The 19,568-nt window shown below is 71.5% G+C and carries 16 protein-coding genes and 2 pseudogenes; 11 read left to right on the top strand and 7 right to left on the bottom strand.

Going from position 1 to position 19,568, the window contains the following annotated elements; genetic code table 11:
- The first annotated feature begins 6 nt into the window (after nt 1-6).
- The 5 genes from AB0E98_RS12795 to AB0E98_RS12775 all read left to right on the top strand — a co-directional run bounded on the left by AB0E98_RS12795 (nt 7) and on the right by AB0E98_RS12775 (nt 7,958).
- Nucleotides 7-1,572 (top strand): MFS transporter, encoded by a 1,566-nt coding sequence (locus AB0E98_RS12795; RefSeq protein WP_361701690.1) that lies wholly within the window; start codon nt 7-9, stop codon nt 1,570-1,572.
- 214 nt (nt 1,573-1,786) lie between these two features.
- Complete coding sequence (locus AB0E98_RS12790; RefSeq protein ID WP_361701688.1) at nt 1,787-2,266, top strand: pyridoxamine 5'-phosphate oxidase family protein; 480 nt, start codon at nt 1,787-1,789, stop codon at nt 2,264-2,266.
- 75 nt (nt 2,267-2,341) lie between these two features.
- Nucleotides 2,342-5,464, top strand: coding sequence for an amino acid adenylation domain-containing protein (locus tag AB0E98_RS12785; protein WP_361701687.1), 3,123 nt, complete (start codon nt 2,342-2,344; stop codon nt 5,462-5,464).
- Entirely contained in the window at nt 5,461-6,681 is a 1,221-nt protein-coding gene (locus AB0E98_RS12780) for a cytochrome P450 (protein ID WP_361701685.1), read from the top strand. The genes AB0E98_RS12785 and AB0E98_RS12780 overlap by 4 nt, the downstream gene beginning before the upstream one ends.
- 50 nt (nt 6,682-6,731) lie before the next feature.
- On the top strand, nt 6,732-7,958 hold the full coding sequence (locus AB0E98_RS12775; protein ID WP_361701683.1) for a cytochrome P450: 1,227 nt from the start codon (nt 6,732-6,734) through the stop codon (nt 7,956-7,958).
- A gap of 7 nt (nt 7,959-7,965) precedes the next feature.
- Here AB0E98_RS12775 and abc-f read toward each other — a convergent pair whose 3' ends face one another.
- From abc-f to AB0E98_RS12755, 4 genes and pseudogenes are all read right to left on the bottom strand, one after another.
- Nucleotides 7,966-9,618, bottom strand: coding sequence for a ribosomal protection-like ABC-F family protein (gene abc-f / locus AB0E98_RS12770; protein ID WP_361701682.1), 1,653 nt, complete (start codon nt 9,616-9,618; stop codon nt 7,966-7,968).
- Between the two features lie 221 nt (nt 9,619-9,839).
- A complete protein-coding gene (locus AB0E98_RS12765) occupies nt 9,840-10,445 on the bottom strand; it encodes a TetR/AcrR family transcriptional regulator (RefSeq protein ID WP_361701681.1) in 606 nt (201 codons plus the stop codon).
- Between the two features lie 67 nt (nt 10,446-10,512).
- Nucleotides 10,513-11,472, bottom strand: a pseudogene (locus AB0E98_RS12760) (quinone oxidoreductase); the annotation flags it as partial.
- Between the two features lie 112 nt (nt 11,473-11,584).
- Nucleotides 11,585-12,046, bottom strand: coding sequence for a MarR family transcriptional regulator (locus AB0E98_RS12755; RefSeq protein WP_361701679.1), 462 nt, complete (start codon nt 12,044-12,046; stop codon nt 11,585-11,587).
- 113 nt (nt 12,047-12,159) lie between these two features.
- Here AB0E98_RS12755 and AB0E98_RS12750 point away from each other — a divergent pair, with 113 nt between their 5' ends.
- Nucleotides 12,160-13,083, top strand: a complete 924-nt coding sequence (locus tag AB0E98_RS12750) for a hypothetical protein (protein WP_361701677.1) — start codon at nt 12,160-12,162, stop codon at nt 13,081-13,083.
- Nucleotides 13,084-13,289: 206 nt separating this feature from the next.
- On the top strand, nt 13,290-14,315 hold the full coding sequence (locus AB0E98_RS12745) for an alcohol dehydrogenase (protein ID WP_361701676.1): 1,026 nt from the start codon (nt 13,290-13,292) through the stop codon (nt 14,313-14,315).
- 10 nt (nt 14,316-14,325) lie between these two features.
- Here AB0E98_RS12745 and AB0E98_RS12740 read toward each other — a convergent pair.
- The 3 genes and pseudogenes from AB0E98_RS12740 to AB0E98_RS12730 all read right to left on the bottom strand — a co-directional run.
- Nucleotides 14,326-14,478 (bottom strand): annotated as a pseudogene (locus AB0E98_RS12740) (acyl-CoA dehydrogenase family protein); the annotation flags it as partial.
- Nucleotides 14,479-14,792: 314 nt separating this feature from the next.
- Entirely contained in the window at nt 14,793-15,128 is a 336-nt protein-coding gene (locus AB0E98_RS12735; protein ID WP_361701674.1) for a hypothetical protein, read from the bottom strand.
- An 80-nt stretch (nt 15,129-15,208) separates the two neighbouring features.
- Nucleotides 15,209-16,207: a helix-turn-helix domain-containing protein gene (locus AB0E98_RS12730; protein WP_361701672.1), complete on the bottom strand. Its 999-nt coding sequence runs from the start codon at nt 16,205-16,207 to the stop codon at nt 15,209-15,211.
- Between the two features lie 464 nt (nt 16,208-16,671).
- Here AB0E98_RS12730 and AB0E98_RS12725 point away from each other — a divergent pair, with 464 nt between their 5' ends.
- The 4 genes from AB0E98_RS12725 to AB0E98_RS12710 all read left to right on the top strand — a co-directional run bounded on the left by AB0E98_RS12725 (nt 16,672) and on the right by AB0E98_RS12710 (nt 19,500).
- Nucleotides 16,672-17,100: a hypothetical protein gene (locus AB0E98_RS12725; RefSeq protein WP_361701670.1), complete on the top strand. Its 429-nt coding sequence runs from the start codon at nt 16,672-16,674 to the stop codon at nt 17,098-17,100.
- Nucleotides 17,101-17,636: 536 nt separating this feature from the next.
- Nucleotides 17,637-18,071, top strand: a complete 435-nt coding sequence (locus tag AB0E98_RS12720) for a hypothetical protein (protein WP_361701669.1) — start codon at nt 17,637-17,639, stop codon at nt 18,069-18,071.
- Nucleotides 18,035-18,739 (top strand): ATP-binding cassette domain-containing protein, encoded by a 705-nt coding sequence (locus AB0E98_RS12715; protein ID WP_361701668.1) that lies wholly within the window; start codon nt 18,035-18,037, stop codon nt 18,737-18,739. Before AB0E98_RS12720 ends, AB0E98_RS12715 begins: the two co-directional genes overlap by 37 nt.
- Nucleotides 18,739-19,500 (top strand): ABC transporter ATP-binding protein, encoded by a 762-nt coding sequence (locus AB0E98_RS12710; protein ID WP_361701666.1) that lies wholly within the window; start codon nt 18,739-18,741, stop codon nt 19,498-19,500. The genes AB0E98_RS12715 and AB0E98_RS12710 overlap by 1 nt, the downstream gene beginning before the upstream one ends.
- Nucleotides 19,501-19,568: the final 68 nt, after the last annotated feature.

Raw genomic sequence — 19,568 nt, 5'->3', positions numbered from 1 at the left:
TTTTCCATGTCCGAGCCCCGTACCGATGACCTGCCCTTACCCGCCCCCTCCGCCCCCTCCGCCCCCGGCGAACCCTCCGCCTCGCCCGGGCCGCCGCCCTACCGGTGGCGTTGGGCGGCCCTGGGGGTGATCCTCGCCGGAGAGGCGATGGACATGCTCGACTCGCTGGTGGCCACCATCGCGGCGCCGTCGATCCGGGCCGAGCTGGGCGGTGGGGCCAGTCTCACCCAGTGGCTGACAGCCGCCTACGCGCTGGCCATGGCCGTCGGGCTGATCACGGGCGGGCGGCTGGGGGACGTCATGGGGCGCCGGCGGACGTTCCTGATCGGCACGGCGGGATTCACCGCCGCCTCGCTGCTGTGCGCGGCAGCCGTGTCGCCGGAAGTCCTGGTCGCGGCGCGAGGGCTCCAGGGGCTGTTCGGGGCGGTACTGATCCCTCAGGGGCTCGGTCTCATCAAGGAGATGTTCCACGGCCGGGAGCTCGGCAGGGCGATGGGGATGTACGGGCCGGTGATGGGGCTGTCCTATGTGGGCGGCCCGATTCTGGCCGGCTGGCTGGTGGGCGCCGACTGGTTCGGGGCCGGCTGGCGCATGGTGTTCCTGGTCAACCTGCCGCTCGGGGTGCTCGCGTTCCTCGGCGGGTGGCGGTTCCTGCCCGCGTCGGGGCCCACGGCCACGACCAGGCTGGACCTGGTGGGTGCCGTGCTGGCCTCGGCCGCCGCGCTGGCGGTCGTCTTCCCGCTGGTGCAGGGGCGCGAACTGGGGTGGCCGGGATGGGCCTTCGCGTCGATGGCGGCCGGAACGGCGCTGTTCGGGGCCTTCGGCCGGTACGAGAGACGTGTGTCACGTGGTGGCGGCGACCCGTTGGTGGTTCCGGGGCTGTTCCGCAAGAGGGCCTTCTCGGGCGGCCTGGTGACCGGTGCGGCGCTGTTCGCCGCGGTGGCGGGGTTCTCGCTGGTGCTCAGCCTCTACTTCCAGTCAGGGCTGGGGGCTTCGCCGCTGAAGGCGGGGCTGGCCGTGCTGCCCTGGTCCGCCGGTACGGTCATCGGCTTCGCGGTGGTGCAGGTGCTGGACGGCGCGGGGGCGCTGAGCCGGCTGGGGCGCCCGCTGGTGCAGACCGGCGTCGTGGTGATGGCGGTCGGCGTCGGCGCGTTCGCGTGCGCGCTGCGATGGGCGGGCCCACAGGTCACGGTGTGGCAGGGAGCCCCGGCGCTGGTGGTCGTCGGGCTGGGGATGGGGCTGGTGATGGGCCCGTTCTTCCAGGCGGTACTGGCCGCCGTGGAGCCGCACGAGACGGGTTCGGCCGCCGGGACGCTGACCGCGGTGCAGCAGTTCGGCAGCGCGCTGGGCAGCGCGGTGCTGGGCACGGTCTTCTTCTCCGTGCTCGCCGGCCGGGTCACGGCCGCGACGGAGGCCGATGCCTCCGGAACGGCGGCCCGCCTGGGCTACTCCCGCGCCATGGAGATCACTCTGGGCGCGGAGGCCGGGCTGCTCGCGATCACGCTCCTGGCGTCCTTCCTCCTCCCTGCCAAACCGGGCGGAACCACGGCGAGCGGACCTGACCGGAAATGATGTTGGTGATTGACACCTGGAAGAGAACCGTCCAGTCTCATCAGCCGAACAACCAGCCATAGCCTGACTATTGGCCGTAAGTCCCGCAAAAGAGCCGGATTATGGGCGATTTACCCGGGGTCAGGAAAGGTCACCAAGGGTTCGACAAGGGTCGGGAAGCCCGGACCTCATCGGCCTGCCCCGAGGAGTCACCACCGAGACAGGAAGGCGCTTCATGCTGCCCACGATGCCGCACCACGAACGTGAACGTTTCCTCGCCGAGCCGCGCATCGGCGTGCTGGGCGTCACCGACCCCCGGGGCGAACGCGCCCCGCTGCTGGTGCCGATCTGGTACCACTACGAGCCCGGCGGGGAGGTCGTGGTCCAGACCGGCCGGGAGATGGTCAAGACCCGGCTCCTGCGCGCGGCGGGCCGCTTCAGCCTCTGCGCCCAGGACGACAACCGCCCGTACCGGTACGTGAGCGTCGAAGGGCCCATCGTCTCGGTCACCGACCCGGCCGACCCCGAGCTGCGCGAGGCCATGGCCCACCGCTATCTGGATCCCGAGGAAGCGCGCGCCTACCTGAAGGCGACAGCGCATCAGCTCAAGGAAGACGTCACCTTCCGTATGCGCCCGCAGCACTGGCGCACGGCGAACTTCGCCGCCTTCGCCGCCGACTTCGCCGAGCAGGGCAAGAGCGACTCCGCCGGCTGAACCACCCACCCACCGGACCCACCACGGCGGATGACATGACACCCACACCCCCCGAACACGAACGAACAGGTCTTCATGACAGACATCGATGTTTCCGTCCGGCCGTCCTCCATCGGCCTCCCCGGGACAGCCGGTACGAGCGGCCCACACGATTACCCGCGTGACCGAAGTCTTCCCGAGCTGTTCGAGGAACAGGCGGCGGCCCGGCCGCAGGCCCTCGCCGCCCGGCACGGGGACCGCACGCTGACCTACGGGCAACTCGGCGCCCGTTCCGACGCGCTGGCCGCCCACCTCCTCGGCCGGGGTGTCGAGCCCGGCACACCGGTGGGCGTGTGCGGCAGCCGTTCCCTGGAGGCGCTGGTCGCGCTGCTGGGCATCCTCAAGGCGGGCTGCGCCTACGTCCCGCTCGACGAGGACCTGCCGCCGGCCCGGCTGCGGGCCATGGCCGAGGACGCCGGGCTGCGCGCGGCCGTCGTACTGCCGGGCAGCGCGATCCCGGTGCGCGGGCTGCCCGTCCGCGTGGAGCTGGAGACCGTCGACCTCGACGACCGGCCCGTTCCCACCCCCGCCGCCACCGCCGCCGCCACCGACTGCGCCTATGTGGTGTTCACCTCCGGCTCGTCCGGCCGCCCCAAGCCGGTGGCGATACCTCACCGCGGTGTGGCCCGTCTCGTCCTCTCCGACAGCGAGTTGCTCCAGCCCGGCCCCGGCGACGGCGTGCTGCACGCCTACGGGCTGTCCTCCGACGCCTCCACCATCGAGATCTGGGGCGCGCTGCTGACCGGCGCCTGCCTGGTCCTCGCGGACCGCGAGGAGCTGCTCTCGCCCACCGCGCTGGAGGAACTGTTCCGCGCCCGGGGCGTGACCGTCGCCTACCTGACGACCAGCGTCTTCCACCTCGTCGCCCGCACCCGGCCCCAGGCCCTGGCGCCGCTGCGCTTCGCCTCGGCCGGCGGCGAGGCGATGGACCCCCGCCTGGCGAACGAGGTACTGGCCGCCTGCCCCGGCACCACCGTGGTCAACTTCTACGGCCCGACGGAGAACTCCGTCGTCTCCACCGCGCATGTGGTGCGCGAGCTGCCCGCCGACGCCACCCACGTCCCCATAGGACGCCCCTTCGGCGCCACCGTCTGCCACGTCCTGCGCCCAGACGGCTCGGCCGCGGCGCCGGGCGAGGAGGGCGAGCTGTACGTCGGCGGGGACGGCCTGGCCCTGGGCTACCTCGGCGATCCCCGGCTGACCGCCGAGCGGTTCGTCGGCCTGCCCGCCCATCAGACCGACGGACCGCTGTACCGGACCGGTGACCTGGTCGTCCGGCGCGCCGACGGGCTGCTGGAGTACCGGGGACGGCTGGACCGCCAGGTGAAGCTGCGCGGGGTGCGCGTCGAACTGGACGAGATAGAGGCCCGGCTGCGGGCCCACCCCGAGGTCGGCGAGGCCGTCGTCCAGCTCGAATCCGGCGCCCTGACCGCCTATGTCACCGCCGCCGTGCCCGGCGGCCCGCTGGATCTGTCCGGCATCCGCGCCTACTGCGCCGAATGGCTGCCGCCCCAGACCGTCCCGGCGCTGGTGGCCATGGACCACCTGCCGGTGACCAGCGGCGGCAAGGTCGACCGCGCCCGGCTGAAGGCCCTCGCGCCCCGGCCCGAGGAGCCCGGGGAGACGGACCCGTCGAAGGTCGAGGGAGTGCTCGACGCCCTCGCCGAGGTGTGGCAGCAGGTGCTCCGGGTGCGCCCCACCCCCCAGGACGACTTCTTCCGGCTCGGCGGCGACTCGCTGCTCGCCTCCGAGACCGTCACCCGCACCCTCGCGGTGCTGGGCCTCGACGCCTCGCTGGGCTCCACCCTGATCAGGGCCCTGCTGGCGGCGCCCACCCTGGAGGGCTTCAGCACGGCCGTCCGCGAACTGCGCGGCGGCGGCTCCGCGCGGGACGACGCACCGGCGATCGACTTCGAGCGCGAGAGCGAGCTCGGCTTCGAGCTGCCGCCCGTCCAGGGCCCGGCCCCGCGACCCGAGGACCCCCAAAACGTCCTGCTCACCGGCGCCTCCGGTTTCGTCGGCGCGTTCCTGCTCGACCGGCTGCTGCGCATGACGTCCGCGCGCGTCCACTGCCCCGTACGGGCGTCCAGCGCCGCGCACGCCACCCGGCGGGTGCGCAACACCCTCGCCCGCTACGGGCTGAGCCTGGACGAGACCGCCTGGCAGCGGGTGGAGTGCTTCCCCGCGGACCTGACCGAACCCGATCTCGGCCTCTCCCCCGACCACGCCGCCGAACTGTCCGGCGGCCTGGACCTCATCGTGCACAACGCGGCCCGGGTCAACTTCCTCTACCCGTACGAGGAGTTGCGGTCGGCCAACGTCGAGGGCACCCGGAGGGTCGTCCAGCTGGCGGCACCCCGCCGCGTACCCGTCCACTTCATCTCCACCGTCGCCGTCGTCGCCGGATTCGGCACGGCCGGGGTGGACAAGGTCGACGAGGACATGCCGCTGGCGCACGCCGACGGGCTCACCATGGGCTACGCGGAGAGCAAGTGGGTCGCCGAGGAGGTGCTGCGACGCGCGGCGGAAGCGGGCCTGCCGGTGGCGGTCCACCGGCCGTACGAGGTGACGGGCGACCGGGCGACCGGCGCGTGCAACACCGAGACGGCCATCTGCTCCCTCTTCAAGACGATCGCCGAGACGGGGCTGGCCCCCGACATCGAGCTGCCGATGGACTTCGTCCCCGTCGACCACCTCGCCGAGGCCGTGGTCCACATCGCCACCCGCCGCCCGGCCCGCTGGCGGGTCCACCACCTCACCAACCCGCGCCCGGCCATGCTGTCGGACGTCCTGGACCGGATGCGCACGGCGGGCTTCGCGATCCGCACGATGCCCTACAACCAGTGGGTGGGCGAACTGGTGCGCCACGTCGCCCGGAACCCCACCAGTGCCACGGCACCGTTCGTCTCCCTGTGCGTGGACCGCAGCCGCAACGCCGACATGTCGGTCAAGGAGATGTACCTCAAGGGCGTGTTCCCGGTCCTGGGCCGCCGCAACGCCGAGGAGGCGCTGGACGGCAGCGGGCTGGACTGCCCGCCCGTCGACACCGCGCTGCTGGACCGGTACCTGGAGTTCTTCTTCTCCTCCGGCTACATCCCGCGGCCCGTCCCCGGACACCCGTCGCTTCCCGGAACTCCCGCATCGGAGCACACAGCATGAGCGGCCACGAGGAACTCACCGGCCTCATACAGGTCCCGGCCGTCGAACCGGACACCGCCGGCCCGCCGTGCGGCTACGCCCGGCTACGAGCCGAACAGCCGGTCGTCAAGGCCGAACTGCCCAACGGCGAGACGGGCTGGCTGCTCAGCCGGTACGAGGACGTACGGGCCGCCTTCGCCGACCCCCGTCTCGTCCGGCCGCTGCTCTCCGCCTGGCCGCCCCGCGAGGGCCCCGACGCCCCGCCCCCGGCCCTGCCGACGTTCCTGGAGATGACCGGCGCCCACCACGAGCGGGTGCGGCGCACCGTGCTGCCGCTGTTCGGCAGGCGCCGCCTGGAGGTCATGGAGCCCAGGATCCGGGCCATGGCCGGGGAACTGATCGACGCCATGGTGAAGTCCGCCGACGGCGGCACGGCCGACCTCGTCGCCGCCTACGTCGAACCGCTGCCGCTGCGCGTCCTGTGCGAGACCACCGGGCTGCCGCACGAGGACCGCGACATCTACCTGCCGCACACCCTCACCCTGCTCAGCGCCGCCGGGCTGTCGATGGACGAGGTGCTGGCGGCCCTGTACGCGCTCCAGGACTACGCCGACGACCTCATCTCCCGCAAGGAGAAGGAGGACGAGGGCGAGGACTACATCCACCTCCTGCTGGCGGAGAGCCGCCGCCCGGAGAGCGGACTGACGCGGGACGACGTGGTCAGCTTCGTCGTCACCATGCTGATGGCCGGCTACAAGACCAACATCCAGCACACCGGCAACGCGCTGTACACCCTGCTCACCCACCCCGAGCAGTTGCGTGAGCTGCGCGAGTCGCCGCAGCGGATGAGTACCGCGGTGGAGGAGCTGCTGCGCTACGTGCCGCTGATGAACGCCATCAACATCCTGGTCGCCCAGGAGGACTTCACCCTGCACGGGCAGCACATCCGGGCCGGCGACGCGGTCATCCCGGTGCCCGCCTCCGCCAACCGCGACCCCGCCGCGTTCACCGACCCCGACCGCCTGGACCTGACCCGCACCCCCAACGCGCACGTCGCCTTCGGGCACGGGCCGCACGCCTGCACCGGTGGACACCTGACCAGGCTGCAACTGGCCACCGCCATCGAGGTGCTGCTGGAGCGGCTGCCCGGTATCGAGCTCGCCGTGCCGGCGGAGTCGATCACCTGGGACGAGTCCACTCCCCTGCGGGCCCCCGCCCGGCTTCCGGTGCGCTGGTGACGCACCACCCCCTCGACGACGTGACGACCGGACGAGAAAGGCCCGAAAACGTGACCGCACCGAACGCGGAGCTCCCCCACGAGGAACTGCCGCAGGCGGAGCTCCCGCACTACCCCTTCAGCACCCAGGGCGACCGCCTCGCCCCCGAACTCGGCGAGCTGCGGGGCCGCTGCCCCGTGGCCAGGGTGAGCACCAACTCCGGTGAGGAGGCCTGGCTGGTCACCGGCTACGAGCTGGCCCAGAACGTGCTGCGCGACCGGAAGTTCGCCCGGTCCGTGCTGGGCGACCCCGACGGCCCCACCCAGGACGCCCCGATCCTGGCACCCGAACTGCTGGACGCCATGAACCACCTCCAGCAGGCCGGGCTGCGGGACGAGGTCCTCCAGGCACTCGGCCGCAACCAGCCCGAGCTCCCCGCCGACTGGGTCGCCGGGATCACCCGTGAGGGCCTGGACGCCATGGTCCGGCACGGCGGCCCGGGCGATCTCCAGCGCCACTTCGCGGAGTGGGTCGCCGCCCAGTGCATGTGCCGCCTCCTCGGGCTGCCCTTCGAGGACCACGAATGGCTCGCCGAACGGGCCGACCTCGACCTGACCATGGTGATCCCCACCAACGAGGAGCTCGCCCGCAACTGGGAAGAGATCCGCGTCTATCTGAGCGACTACATGGCCTCCCGCGAAGCCGGCCGGCCACGTGGCCTCGTCGACCGCCTCGCCGACCTCAACGAGGAGCGGAAGGGGCTGACCGACAAGCAGCTGTCGAACATCGTCTCCGTCCTGTTCGTCAGCGGTTACGAGGACTTCGCCAGCTTCCTGGGCGTCGCGGCGCTCAACCTCCTCCAGCGCCCCGAGGCGATGGACGCCGTGCGCGCCCGGCCGGAGACCATGCCCCAGCTGGTGGAGGAGCTGCTGCGCTACAGCGTCGTCCTGGGCAACGCCATCCCCCGTTTCGTCACCGAGGACGCCAAGGTCGGCACCGCGGACGTCCGGGAGGGCGACCTCATCCTGCTCTCGCTGGACGCGACCAACTACGACCCGGCCGCCTTCGCCGACCCCGACGCCTTCGACCCCGACCGCTCCCCCAACCCCCACCTCCGCTTCGGCTACGGCCGCCACCACTGCCCCGGCGCCCACCTGGTCCGCCGGCAGTCCGAGAACGCGTTCCGCGTCCTGCTCGACCGCCTGCCGGGCATCCGTCTGGCGGTACCGGTGGACGAGGTGCCCTGGCACCCCAACCGCATGGCGATCATGCCGGCGGGGCTTCCGGTCACCTGGTAGCGGGGGTTCACACCTCGGGAGCTCCCGTCTCGGGAGCTCCCGTCTCCTTCAGCTCTCCGTCGGCCAGCCGCAACCACCGGTCGACGCGGATCTCCCACAGGAAGCGTTCATCGTGGCTGACCACCACGAAAGCCCCCTGGTAGGAGTTGAGCGCGCTCTCCAGCTGGGCCGCGCTGACCAGGTCGAGGTTGTTCGTCGGCTCGTCCAGGAGCAGCAGGTGGGGGGCCGGTTCCGCGCACAGGACGCAGGCCAGGGTGGCGCGCAGCCGCTCGCCGCCGGAGAGCACCCCGACGGGCAGATGGGCGCGGGCGCCCCGGAAGTGGAAGCGGGCGAGCAGGTTCATCCGCTCGGCCTCGGAGCGCTCCGGGGCGTACTCGGCGAAGTTCTCGGCGACCGTACGGTCCGGGTCCAGCAGGTCGAGGCGCTGCGAAAGATAGGCGACGCGCCCGTCGGCCCGCTTGATCGCGCCGCTCTCCGGGGCCAGGCCGCCGTCGAGCAGCCGCAGCAGGGTGCTCTTCCCCGCTCCGTTGGGGCCGGTCAGCGCGATGCGTTCCGGGCCCCGGACGGTCAGGTCGATGCCGTGCCCGGCGAAGACGTCCTTGCCGCCGAGCCGGACGCGGAGCTGTTCGCCGAGGAACAGGTTGCGTCCGGCGGGCACGTTGGTGTCGGGGAGGTCGAGGGTGATGCGCTGCTCCTCGCGCAGTGCGCGCCCGGCCTCGTCCAGCCGGGCCTTGGCCTCGCCGACCCGGCCGGCGTGCACCTGGCCGGCTCGTCCGGCGGCCTCCTGCGCGCCGCGCTTCATGTTGCCGGCGAAGATGCGGGGCAGGCCCGCGTTCTTCAGGTTGCGGGCGGCGTTGCTCTGCCGGCGCTCGGCGCGTTCGCGGGCCTGCTGCATCTCCCGCTTCTCCCGCTTCAGCTCCTGTTCGGCGTTGCGGACGTTCTTCTCGGCGACCTCCTGCTCGGCGCGGACGGCCTCCTCGTACTCGGTGAAGTTGCCGCCGTGGAAGCGGAGTTCACCACGCGGGTCGAGTTCGGCGATGCGTTCCATGCGGTCGAGCAGGGCGCGGTCGTGGCTGACCAGGAGCAGGCAGCCGGTGAAGTTCGCCAGTACGTCGTAGAGCTTGTGCCGGGCGTCGAGGTCGAGGTTGTTGGTGGGCTCGTCGAGCAGCAGCACGTCGGGCCGCTTCAGCAGTTGGGCGGCGAGTCCGAGGGAGACGACCTGGCCGCCGCTGAGGGTGCTCAGAGTGCGGTCCAGGGTGACGTCGGTCAGGCCGAGGCGGTCCAGCTGGGCGCGGGTGCGTTCCTCTATGTCCCAGTCGTCGCCGATGGTGGTGAAGTGCTTCTCGTCGGCGTCCCCGGACTCCACGGCGTCGATGGCCCGGATGATCGCGGCGACGTCCAGCACCTCGGCGACGGTGAGCTCACCGGTCAGGGGAAGGCTCTGCGGCAGATAGCCGAGGGTGCCGGACACGGAGACCGACCCGTTGCCGGGCCGCAGTTCACCGGCGATGAGCTTGAGCAGGGTGCTCTTGCCGGAGCCGTTGGGCGCGACGAGGCCGGTGCGGCCGGAGCCCAGGGTGAAGGACAGGTCCTGGAAGACGGGGGTGTCGTCGGGCCAGGAGAAGGACAGGTTCGAGCAGACGACGGAGACGCCGGACATGAAGGTGACCTCGTGGAGGAAAGGGAGGCAGGAATGACACTCCTGCCTCGGCGACAGCAGACAAGGGAAGGACGGGACGCCGACGAAGCCACTGTCGGCGGTGCTTCCGCGCACCGGCCGGTGGCCTGTCGGGGCCGGGTGATCACCCGGAGATGTCGTCGTCCGCCACCATGTCTGAACTCTCCTCAACGCATGATCAGAATCCTGGCCAGTGTAACAACTCAAGCCGGGATCGCGACTGATATACCTCGCAGGTGGGCGATGCCCCGGTCCAGGGCGGCCTCCAGGTGCGCGATGCCGCCCGTGGACAGGAGGATCATCACGCCGCCCTGGACCCCGGCCAGAAGAGCCGCGGCCTCGCGATCGGCATCGAGCCCGGGGGCGGTCTCGCCGGCGTCCTGCATATGGCGGATGCCCGCCGCGAGCTGGTCCTGCCAGTGCCCCAGGAGCTCACGGGCCACGGTGCGCGCGGCGTCCGTGGCCGTTCCCAGCTGCGACATGACCGCGTGCAGCGGGCAGTTGTCGCCCTGTTCGCGGTAGCGGGCGACGACCTTGTCACGCCACTGCCACCAGGCGTCCCAACTGGTCAGGGAGCCCAGCTCCGGCTGCTGGTCGTCGATGACCCGGGCCGCCTCGTACCGGGCCACAGCCAGCAGCAACTCGTCCTTCCCGCCGGGGAAGTAGTGGAACAGCTGGCTCTTGCTGGTCGCCGTGCGGCCCATGACGTCCTCAAGCCGCAGGGAGAACACTCCCTGATCGCGGATCTCCTCCGCGGCTCCCTCGATGATGCGCTGCCTGGTCGCGGCGCCCTTGCGGGTCAACGACATCTGTCCTCCCGGTGTGAGCTGTCGCGCCCATTGAAGTGTGCCGGGGCGAGTTGCGCCACGGCAGGCCGGGCAGGAGCAGCAGCTTCCCGGTGGTCCTGCGCGACTCGATGTCCGCGTGGGCCCGCGCCGCGTCGGCCAGGGAGTAGCGGCCTCCGATGCGCGGGGTGAGCTTCCCGTCGAGGATCAGGTCGAAGAGCTCTCCGGTCCGGCGGACCAGGGCCTCGCGGGTGGGCACGTGGTGGTGCACCACCGGGTACGTCAGCAGGATGCTGTTGGGCAGGTCGGTCGGCCGGAGGGCCGGGACGCCCATGAACGGGCCGTAGTAGGCGTGCACGCCGTGGGGGCGCAGGGCGAGCTGCGAGGAGCGGAACGTCTCGCTGCCGCCGCCGTCGTAGACGACATCGGCTCCCCGGCCGCCGGTCAGTTCCCTGACCCGCTCCTCGAAGCCGCCCCCGGACCGGACCAGCACATGGTCGGCGCCGGCCTCCTCGGCGACGGCGGCCTTCTCCTCGCGGGAGACCAGGCCGATCACCTTGCCGCCACGCGCCTTGATCATCTGGGTGAGCAGCAGCCCCACTCCGCCCGCCGCCGCGTGCACCACGGCCGTGTCACCCGGCCCGATCGCATAGGTCTCGGTGCTGAAGTGACTGGCGGTGAGTCCCTGGAGCATCACGGCGGCCGCGGTCTCGTCCGTGATCCCGTCGGGCACCTTGACGAGCGAGTCGACGGGAATGGCGAGTAACTCGGCGTAGCTGCCGGGATGATAGAACCACGCCACCCGGTCACCGACGGCCAGCTCCTCGACGCCCGCGCCGAGAGCGGTGACGTACCCCATCCCCTCGGCACCCAGGACGGCGGGAGCGGCCCACCCCGGGCCGCCCCGGGCGCGGGCCCCGGTGTCCATGTAGTTCACTCCCGCGACACCGAGCCGGACCAGCACCTCGCCGGGACCGGGCGCCGGGTCCGGAAGCTCGGTCCACCGCATGACCTCGGGACCGCCGTGTTCCTCGATACGGATCGCATGCATGGGGGCAACCTCTCTGTGCGAATCGGCGCGAACAAACGCGTGGTGAAGTGATCCGCCGAGCACGGTAGGCAGCCAGGATTGGACCCACAAGTCCAGAAGTGGGTTCAGGGCGTCAACGGGCGCGAGCTTCCTTGAGTTTGCGCCAGACCGTCTCCAGGGCGGCGATGTCCGAGTCGTCGAGCAGTTCGGTGAAGACGGGGGCGAGCACCGCGCGCCGGGTGGCGTCGGCCTCGGCGAACAGGGCGCGGCCCCGGTCGGTGAGGGCGATCCGCACCGAGCGGGCGTCGGAGGCGGAAGCCGAGCGTTCCACCAGGCCGCGACCGGTCAGGGCGTCCACGACGCGGGAGACCTGGCTGCGGCTGAGCATGGTCTTCGCCCCGAGGTCGGAGGCCGCGACCGGTTCGCGCTGGCCGTCGAGCCAGAGCAGCACCTCGAACCAGGACAGCGACAGGCCGTGGGCCCGGCTCAGCTCGCGGTCCACCTGTGCGGCGAGGGTCGTGCCCGCCCAGACCAGGCCGTAGAAGGCGTGGTCCCGTTCCGACAGGGGGCCCAGGGTGAGGTCGGCTCGGTTCATGTCGTCGATCGTATCGAGTTGCGTGCGGACGCACACAACTCATATTGTGTGCGTGTACACACATCATTGCTTGCCCGCCCCTCCACACGGAACGCGCCCGGAAGAGGTCACCCATGTCCGAGAACACCGCCGCCGACAGGCTCCGCACGGCCCTCACCGACGCGTCCTTCGAGCACCGCGTCCGGACCGTCGTCCACCGCTGGTACACCTGCTACGAGACCGAGCGGAAGAACCTCGCCCACCACGGCGAACTGCTCACCCCGGGCTTCGTCCTGCACCGCGCCCCCGAGAGCGGCCTGCCGGACGTGGCCGGGCGCCAGGCCTACCTGGACGGGCTGCCGCACGCCTACCCGGGCCAGGCCAACGCCCACCACCTGCGCGGCATCGAGCTGACACCCGCCGACGACACCACCGTCAAGGCGGTCGTCACCCACGACTTCGAGACCCGCGGCCCGAGTCTCGACGGCGCCGCCGTGATCCGCTACGACTTCGAGCTGGTGCGGGACGCGACCGAGTGGCTCCCGCGCATCACCACCTTCACCGAACAGGTCGTCTCCCGGCACGAAGCGCCCTTCACCGAGGCCTACGGCGAGAACCGGGTGCGCGCCTTCCTCCACTACTGGCTCTCCCTGCTGGAACAGCCGGCCGCCGACGCCGAGCCGCTCCGCGAGCTCATCGCCGACGACCTGGAGATGACCCTCAGCGACGGACGGGTCCTGCGCACCTTCGAGGAGGTCTCGGCCTGGTACGCGGGCGCGCGCGACCTGGTCGACGTCAGCATCCACCACGTCCACGACCTGACCGTCACCCCCGGCGCCGACCGCACCCACGACCTCACCATGGAATTCGCCTGGCAGGGCATCGCGAAGTCGGGCAGGCCGATGACCGCCCGCACCCGCCACGCCTGGACCCTGACCGAGACCGACGAGCGCTACCTCCGCCTCTCCCGCTTCCACGTCACCGCCCTGGCCCCCTTCGCCCCGGTCACCGCCGAAGAGGCACTGGCCCACTTCCAGGCGGCTCGCCGGCCGGCGTGACCGCCCGGCGGAGAGGTCACCCGCCCGGCCGCCGCCTCCGCGGGGTCGAGCGTCTACCGGGCCGTTTTTCTGCCCCGGACCCTTCCTGAAGTGGACGCGCGCGCGTATGTCGAGCAAGTCTGTTCGGGCGAGCACTGAAATACTCGATTCCGATCCCCCAGCGGGCTTCCGACGTTCGGCGACCACTTCCCCGAGGAGCGCTGAGAATGAGCACCTATCGAGTCGTCCAGGTGACCACCCCCAACGGCCCGTTCGAACTGGCCGAGCGTGAGGTGCCGCGGCCGGGCCCCGGCCAGGTCAGGATCGCCGTCGAGGCATGCGGCGTCTGCCATTCCGACGCGATGTTCGTGAGCGGCGGGCTGCCGGGCGTGTCGTTCCCGGAGGTGCCGGGGCACGAGATCGCGGGGCGCGTCGAGGAGCTGGGCGACGGCGCCGGGGACCACGGCTGGCGGGTCGGCGACCGGGTCGCGGTCGGCTGGTTCGGCGGCAGCTGCGGCCATTGCGGGCCCTGCCGGAAGGGCGACTTCATCGTCTGCCGGAACCTGAAGGTCCCGGGATGGGCGTACGACGGAGGGTTCGCCGAAAAGGTGATCGCACCCGTCGACGCCCTGGCCCGCATCCCCGACGGGCTGACGGCGGCCGACGCCGGGCCCATGGCCTGCGCGGGCGTGACCGTCTTCAACGGCCTGCGGCGCAGCTCCGCCCGGCCCGGCGATCTGGTCGCGGTGCTCGGCCTCGGCGGTCTGGGGCACCTCGGGGTGCGGTACGCCGTCGCGATGGGATTCGAGACCGTGGCCATCGCCCGTGGCCCGGAGAAGGCCGGTTTCGCCAAGGAGCTCGGTGCCCACCACTACGTCGACAGTACTTCCGGCACCCCGGCCGGCGAAGCGCTCCAGGCCCTCGGCGGCGCCAAGGTCGTGCTGGCCACGGCCGGCAACTCCGAGGCCATCACCGCCACCGTGGAGGGTCTGGCCCCGCGCGGGGAACTGGTGGTCATCGGAGCGGACACCGCGCCGCTGGGCATCAACCCGGCCCAGCTGCTCATGGACGCCCGCGTCCTCCGGGGCCACCCCTCCGGCACCGCGCAGGACGTGGCGGACACCATGGCGTTCAGCGTCCTCCACGACATCCGCCCGATGACCGAGACCGTACCGCTGGAGCGTGCGGAGGAGGCCTACCAGAAGATGCTCGCCGGGAAGGCCCGCTTCCGGATGGTGCTCACGACCGGCTGACACCCGCTCGTCACGCGAAGGCGCTGTGCCCGGTGATGGACTTGCCGACGATGAGGGTGTTCATCTCCCGGGTGCCCTCGAAGGAGTAGACGGCCTCGGCGTCGGCGAAGAACTTGGCGATCCCGTAGTCGAGAACGATGCCGTTGCCGCCGAAGAGCTCACGCTCGACGGCGTAGGCGCGGGCGAGTTCGTAGGCGCGTACCGCGACCGCCAGCGCCTGCCAGGCCACCCCGGTAGCACACGGCTCCGGCACACCCGGGCCAGCGGGCACTCCACCCGGAATCGGAGCTAACGCTTGCAAGTAGTCCATGCTGTCCGGCTTTTGACGCCGACGGCCTGGCAGCACGCTCAGCGATCGCCCCCCTGTCCGCTCCACTCGGGACAGCCGGGCTCGCATCCACTCGCCGAGGTCCATGGCGCGGTAGTCGCACCGTGGGGGTTCACGGCTGCTCACAACAGGACGAGGTCACGGTCCGGCTACAGGCCTGCCAGGGTGGTCTCCACCACGTCCAGCAACGCCTCCCGGTCGTCCCGGACCCCGCTGAGGACGCGCAGTCCGTAGTACGCGCTCAGCACATGGCGGGCCAGGCTCCGCGCGTCGCGCCCGCCGCCGATCCCGCCTGTCGCCTGCCCCTCGGCGACGGTGGCGCACAGCGCGTCCTCGACGATGGCGAAGATCCGCCGGACTTCGTCCCTGACCGCGTCGTCGCAGGACGCCCGCTCCATCGCCGCGTGGAGAGCGAAGCACCCGTCGGGGTCGCCGCCTTCGGGCGCGAGGCCGAGGTCGATCGCCTGCACCATGAGGGCGCGCACTTCGCCATGGCTACCCGAGCACAGGGCCGTATCAGCGGTCCTCCACCGAGCTGAGCGATAGGCGTCCCGGCAAATCTCGATCACCTCGCGTGCCAGCCCTGCGGGTGGTCACCTGCTTGGCCGCGGGTGCGGTTGAGGTCGCGCCAGGCGCGTGGGGAGATGCCGTACGCCCGCTTGAATGCCTTGCTGAAGTGAGTCGCGTCCACAAAGCCCCAGCTGCACCCGATCGCGGCGATCGTCCGGTGCTGCGCCTTCGGGCCGGCCAGTTCCCGCCGGCATTCCTCCAGGCGCTTCGAGCGGATCCAGCCGCCCGGGGTGACCCCCGACCGGGCCAGCAGTGTGTAGAGGTGCCGGACCGAGACGCCGTGTGCGGAGGCAATCTGCGCGGCAGACAGGTCGCGATCGCGCAGGTGCGCCCGCATGTACCGGAGAATCCGGAGGTTGAGCGTCGCCTCCAACGATTCCCGGGCCAAGGGCGAGTCGCCGAGCCGGGATGTGACGGCGGCGCGGATCAGATCGAGACTGGGGTCCGTGACCGCCTGGGCGTACCGGTCCTGATGGAGCCCCTCGGTGGCGGCCAGTTGGGAGAAGTAGGCGTAGGCGAGGGCCGCGACGGGGCTGCTGGCGCAGAACGTGACCGCGGTCATTTCCCTCAGTAACGACTCGGGCAGCGCGAGCGCAGCGCGCGGGAAGCGCAGGAAGTGGTGGTCGACACCGGCGTCGAAGCCGAGGGTGTACGGGACGGACGTGTCATAGAGGGCGAACTCCCCCGGTTTCAACACGGCTTGGCGATCGTTCTGCGCCACCACGCTGGTACCCGTCACTTGGAGACCCAGGAAGATGTTCGGCTCGGTGTCCTCCCGCGCCAGCCGCCGTGTCCGCCGTATCGTCAGGCCGGTCGCCCGTCCCGAGCAGACACCGATGCAGCCGACCGTGTCCAGCTTGACCTTGACCGAGATGTCCTCCGGCGGAGGATGATGGTCGATCTCGATCCGTACGACGGACTCCCAGACCGCGTGCCGGACCGCTTCTTCCCGGTCCCCCGGCGAAAAGGCCGCCGCGTCCAGGGTCGCGCTCACAAAGCAGGACCACCCGGCGAGGACGCTGGTGCGGCACCGAAAACCGCAGGGGATGGACACAGCGGTTCAAGACGGTCGCCCCTGTGCTGTTTCCGCACTGAGTGCCCTCCCCTCCCGAAGGCCGATTCCGCGCTCAGGATGGCAGCGCCCGCCACGGCGCGCAACGGGGGGACCGGTGCGGCTGGGCTCACTGGTTCCGAGGCGCGCACAAAGGGCCAACTTCTCTGCAGCAGCAGCACAGTTGACGTGTCCCGGAAGACCTAGAGTCCTGACCTGTCGAAGCCCGGGTGAAGGAGGGAGCAGCATGTCCGAGGCGAAGGCCGACAGCCGGCCGGTGGGCAGGAAGCTGCCGGCGGGATCGATGAGTGGTGGCCGGCCGCGGGCGCCGTCGTCGTGCGCGTAGGTAGTCAGTCCCAGAGCATTCATTTCAACGAGGTCCGGCAGGACCTTTCGAGGGAGAAATCATGGGTAAGGCGAAGAAGGCAGCTCTGGCCATAGTCGCAGCGGGAGGGCTGGCTCTGGCCTCGCCGGTCCCCGCCGGCGCGGCTTCCGGGGATCGTGTGATCTGGACCAACGGATCGGGCGACATTCAGTTCGCGGCCGGTGACTGCGTTGCGGATGGGTATTTCCGCTACACAACCGCTCACGCACACCCGAACGCCATGTGGGCGAGCATCACCAAGATCAGCGGCCCGGCCTGGTGCCGCTTCGCCATAGACATGACCTACCGCGACCAGAACGACAACTATGTGAACACCGGCGAGCAGTGGTCCGCTTCGAGAGCGACCGTTGGCGCTCTCGGCACGCGGTGCTCCGTAAGGCTCTCGATTCAGAGGCCCGGGGACGGCTGGTTCACGGTCTACCTCAACAACATCACATCGTGTGTCCCCTAAGAGCAGGGCTGCGATCTCCTCGTCGCCGACCTGGATACCGGTGGGGGTACTGGCCGGTGTCGAGTTCGGCGCGCACCGTCAGGCCGGCAGGCCGGCCCGTGCGGCGGGACACGTGCGACCGAGCGGAGAACGGCCCGCTCGGCTACGGGGGCCGGTCACCACGTGACACCGACACGGCCGCGAGTGCCCGGCGACCGAGCAGCCGACAGCCGTTTCCCATTTTTTAACCGTGCGCTAATCGTGCGCAGTGCGGGCGCTGGGCGCCGGGTCCCTAGCGTGATGGACGAAGGCAGAAGAGGCAGGGGTGGCGGATCTCTCTCCCCCTCCCCCGCGCCGCTGTGGAGGTGCCGATCATGCGTCGTCCGTTCGCTGCCGCCGCGGCCGGTCTGGTGCTCGTCGCCGGGGCCGGAGCCGGGGCCGCGGCCTGCTCCTCGTCCTCACCCTCTCATCCGTCCGGGACCACGGCACCGTCCACTTCGAAGCCTGCTCCCGCCGATTCGAATCCGCCCGGTGACATCCCGGACACACAGGCATTCGTGCCCTGGTCGCCTCCGGGCGGTGGCTTCACGGTGAAGGTGCCGGAGGGATGGTCGCGCACGACCCAGGGGTCGGCGACCGTGTTCACCGACAAGTTCAACAGCGTGCGCGTCGAGCGCGTCCATGCCACGACGGCCCCGTCGGTGAACTCCGTGAAGGCCACCGACATTCCCGCGATCAGCACCGCGAGTACGCACTTCAGCCTGGTCAAGGTGACCACCGTGCAGCGCGCCGGCGGCAGGGCGGTGCTGGCCGAGTACCACGCGGACTCCCCGCCGGACCAGGTGACCGGTAAGCGCGTCGCGCTGGACGTGCAGCGGTACGCGTTTTACAAGGCGGGTGCGGGCGAGGCCGTGCTGACGCTGTCCGGTGCCGTGGGTGCGGACAACGTCGACCCGTGGCGGACCGTCACCGACTCCTTCCGGTGGTCGTGATGGCCGCGCCGGTGCTCAGCGCCCGCTCGCTGTACCGGTTCTTCCGAGCCGGGGAAGAGGAGACGTTCGCGCTCCAGGGCGTCGGTCTGGAGGTCGAACGCGGCGAGACAGTCGCGGTGACCGGGCCGTCCGGTTCGGGCAAGACGACGCTGCTGAACTGCCTCGCGGGCCTTGACGAGCCGGACGGCGGCACGGTGCGTGTCGCGGGAGAGCGGATCAGCCACCGGGCCGAGCGCGAACGGGGCGCTGTCCGGGCACGGCACATCGGGGTGCTGTTCCAGTCGGGCAATCTGCTGGACCACCTCACCGTGCGGGACAACATCGCGCTCGTGCAGCGGCTGGCGCCCGGGCCGATCCGTACCCGCGTACCGCCGCGGGAGCTTCTTGAGCGGGTGGGCATCGCGCAGCGCGCCGACTCCCTGCCGAGCCGGCTGTCCGGAGGGGAGGCCGCCCGGGCCGGCCTGGCCGTCGCCCTGGCGAACGCGCCCGATCTACTGCTCGCCGACGAGCCGACCGGTGAGGTGGACGGGGAGACCGAGCGGCGGCTGCTGGCCCTGCTGCGCGAGCGTGCCGCCGCCGGGACCGCGGTGGTCGTGGTCACCCACAGCCGCGCCGTGGCGGGAGCCGCCGACCGGGTGCTGCGGCTGCGGGACGGGAAGTGGGCGTGATGAAGCGGCACTCGGACGCCGTGGGCCTCACGGAGATGAAGGACACCACCGGCGCACCGCTGGTCCGCTGCGAGAACGCGGCGCGAACGTACGGCGGCGGGCCGGGCGCGGTCGTCGCGGTGCACGGGCTGACCTGCTCGGTGCCGCCCGGCGCCCGCGTCTGCGTGGTCGGGCCGTCCGGCTCGGGCAAGTCGACCCTCCTGCACTTGATGGCCGGTCTGGACCGCCCCACCACGGGCCGGGTGAGCCACCCGGGTCTCGACCCCGGAGGCACGGACGGACTCGCCCGGCACATCGGAGTGGTCTTCCAGGGCCCGAGTCTGCTGCCACCGCTCACCGTCGCCGAGAACGTCGCGCTTCCGCTGCGGATCGACGGCGTGGGAGAGGGCGAGGCCGCATCCCGGGCGCGGGCGGCACTGGAAAGTCTGGGGCTTCAGTCGCTGGCGGGCCGGATACCGGACGAGCTGTCGGCCGGGCAGGCCCAGCGCGTCGCCGTCGCCAGGGTGCTGGCGCGGCGGCCCCGCCTGGTGCTGGCCGACGAGCCGACCGGGCAGCTGGACCGCGCGACCGGCCGCCAGGTGCTGAGGGTGCTGCTGGACGCGGCCGAGGAGCTGGGCGCGGCGGTGCTGGTGACCACCCATGACCCACGCGTCGCCCGCGAGCTGGACACCTGCTGGTACATGGCCGACGGGCGGCTGGTCCAGCCGGAGACGGGCTCCGGGGCGGGGCCGGGGCCGCCGACCGGGCGGAGCCCACGATGAACAGCGCGGCAGGCAGCGACGTGGCACGTCGGCGTCCCCGCCCGGGGCGGCCGGCCGGCGGTGCCCGA

The sequence above is a fragment of the Streptomyces sp. NPDC037389 genome (genome assembly GCF_040636475.1).
Lineage (GTDB): Bacteria > Actinomycetota > Actinomycetes > Streptomycetales > Streptomycetaceae > Streptomyces > Streptomyces hesseae.
The sequence above is the reverse complement of the archived record's forward strand: the minus strand, read 5'-3'. Positions and strand labels throughout refer to the sequence as shown.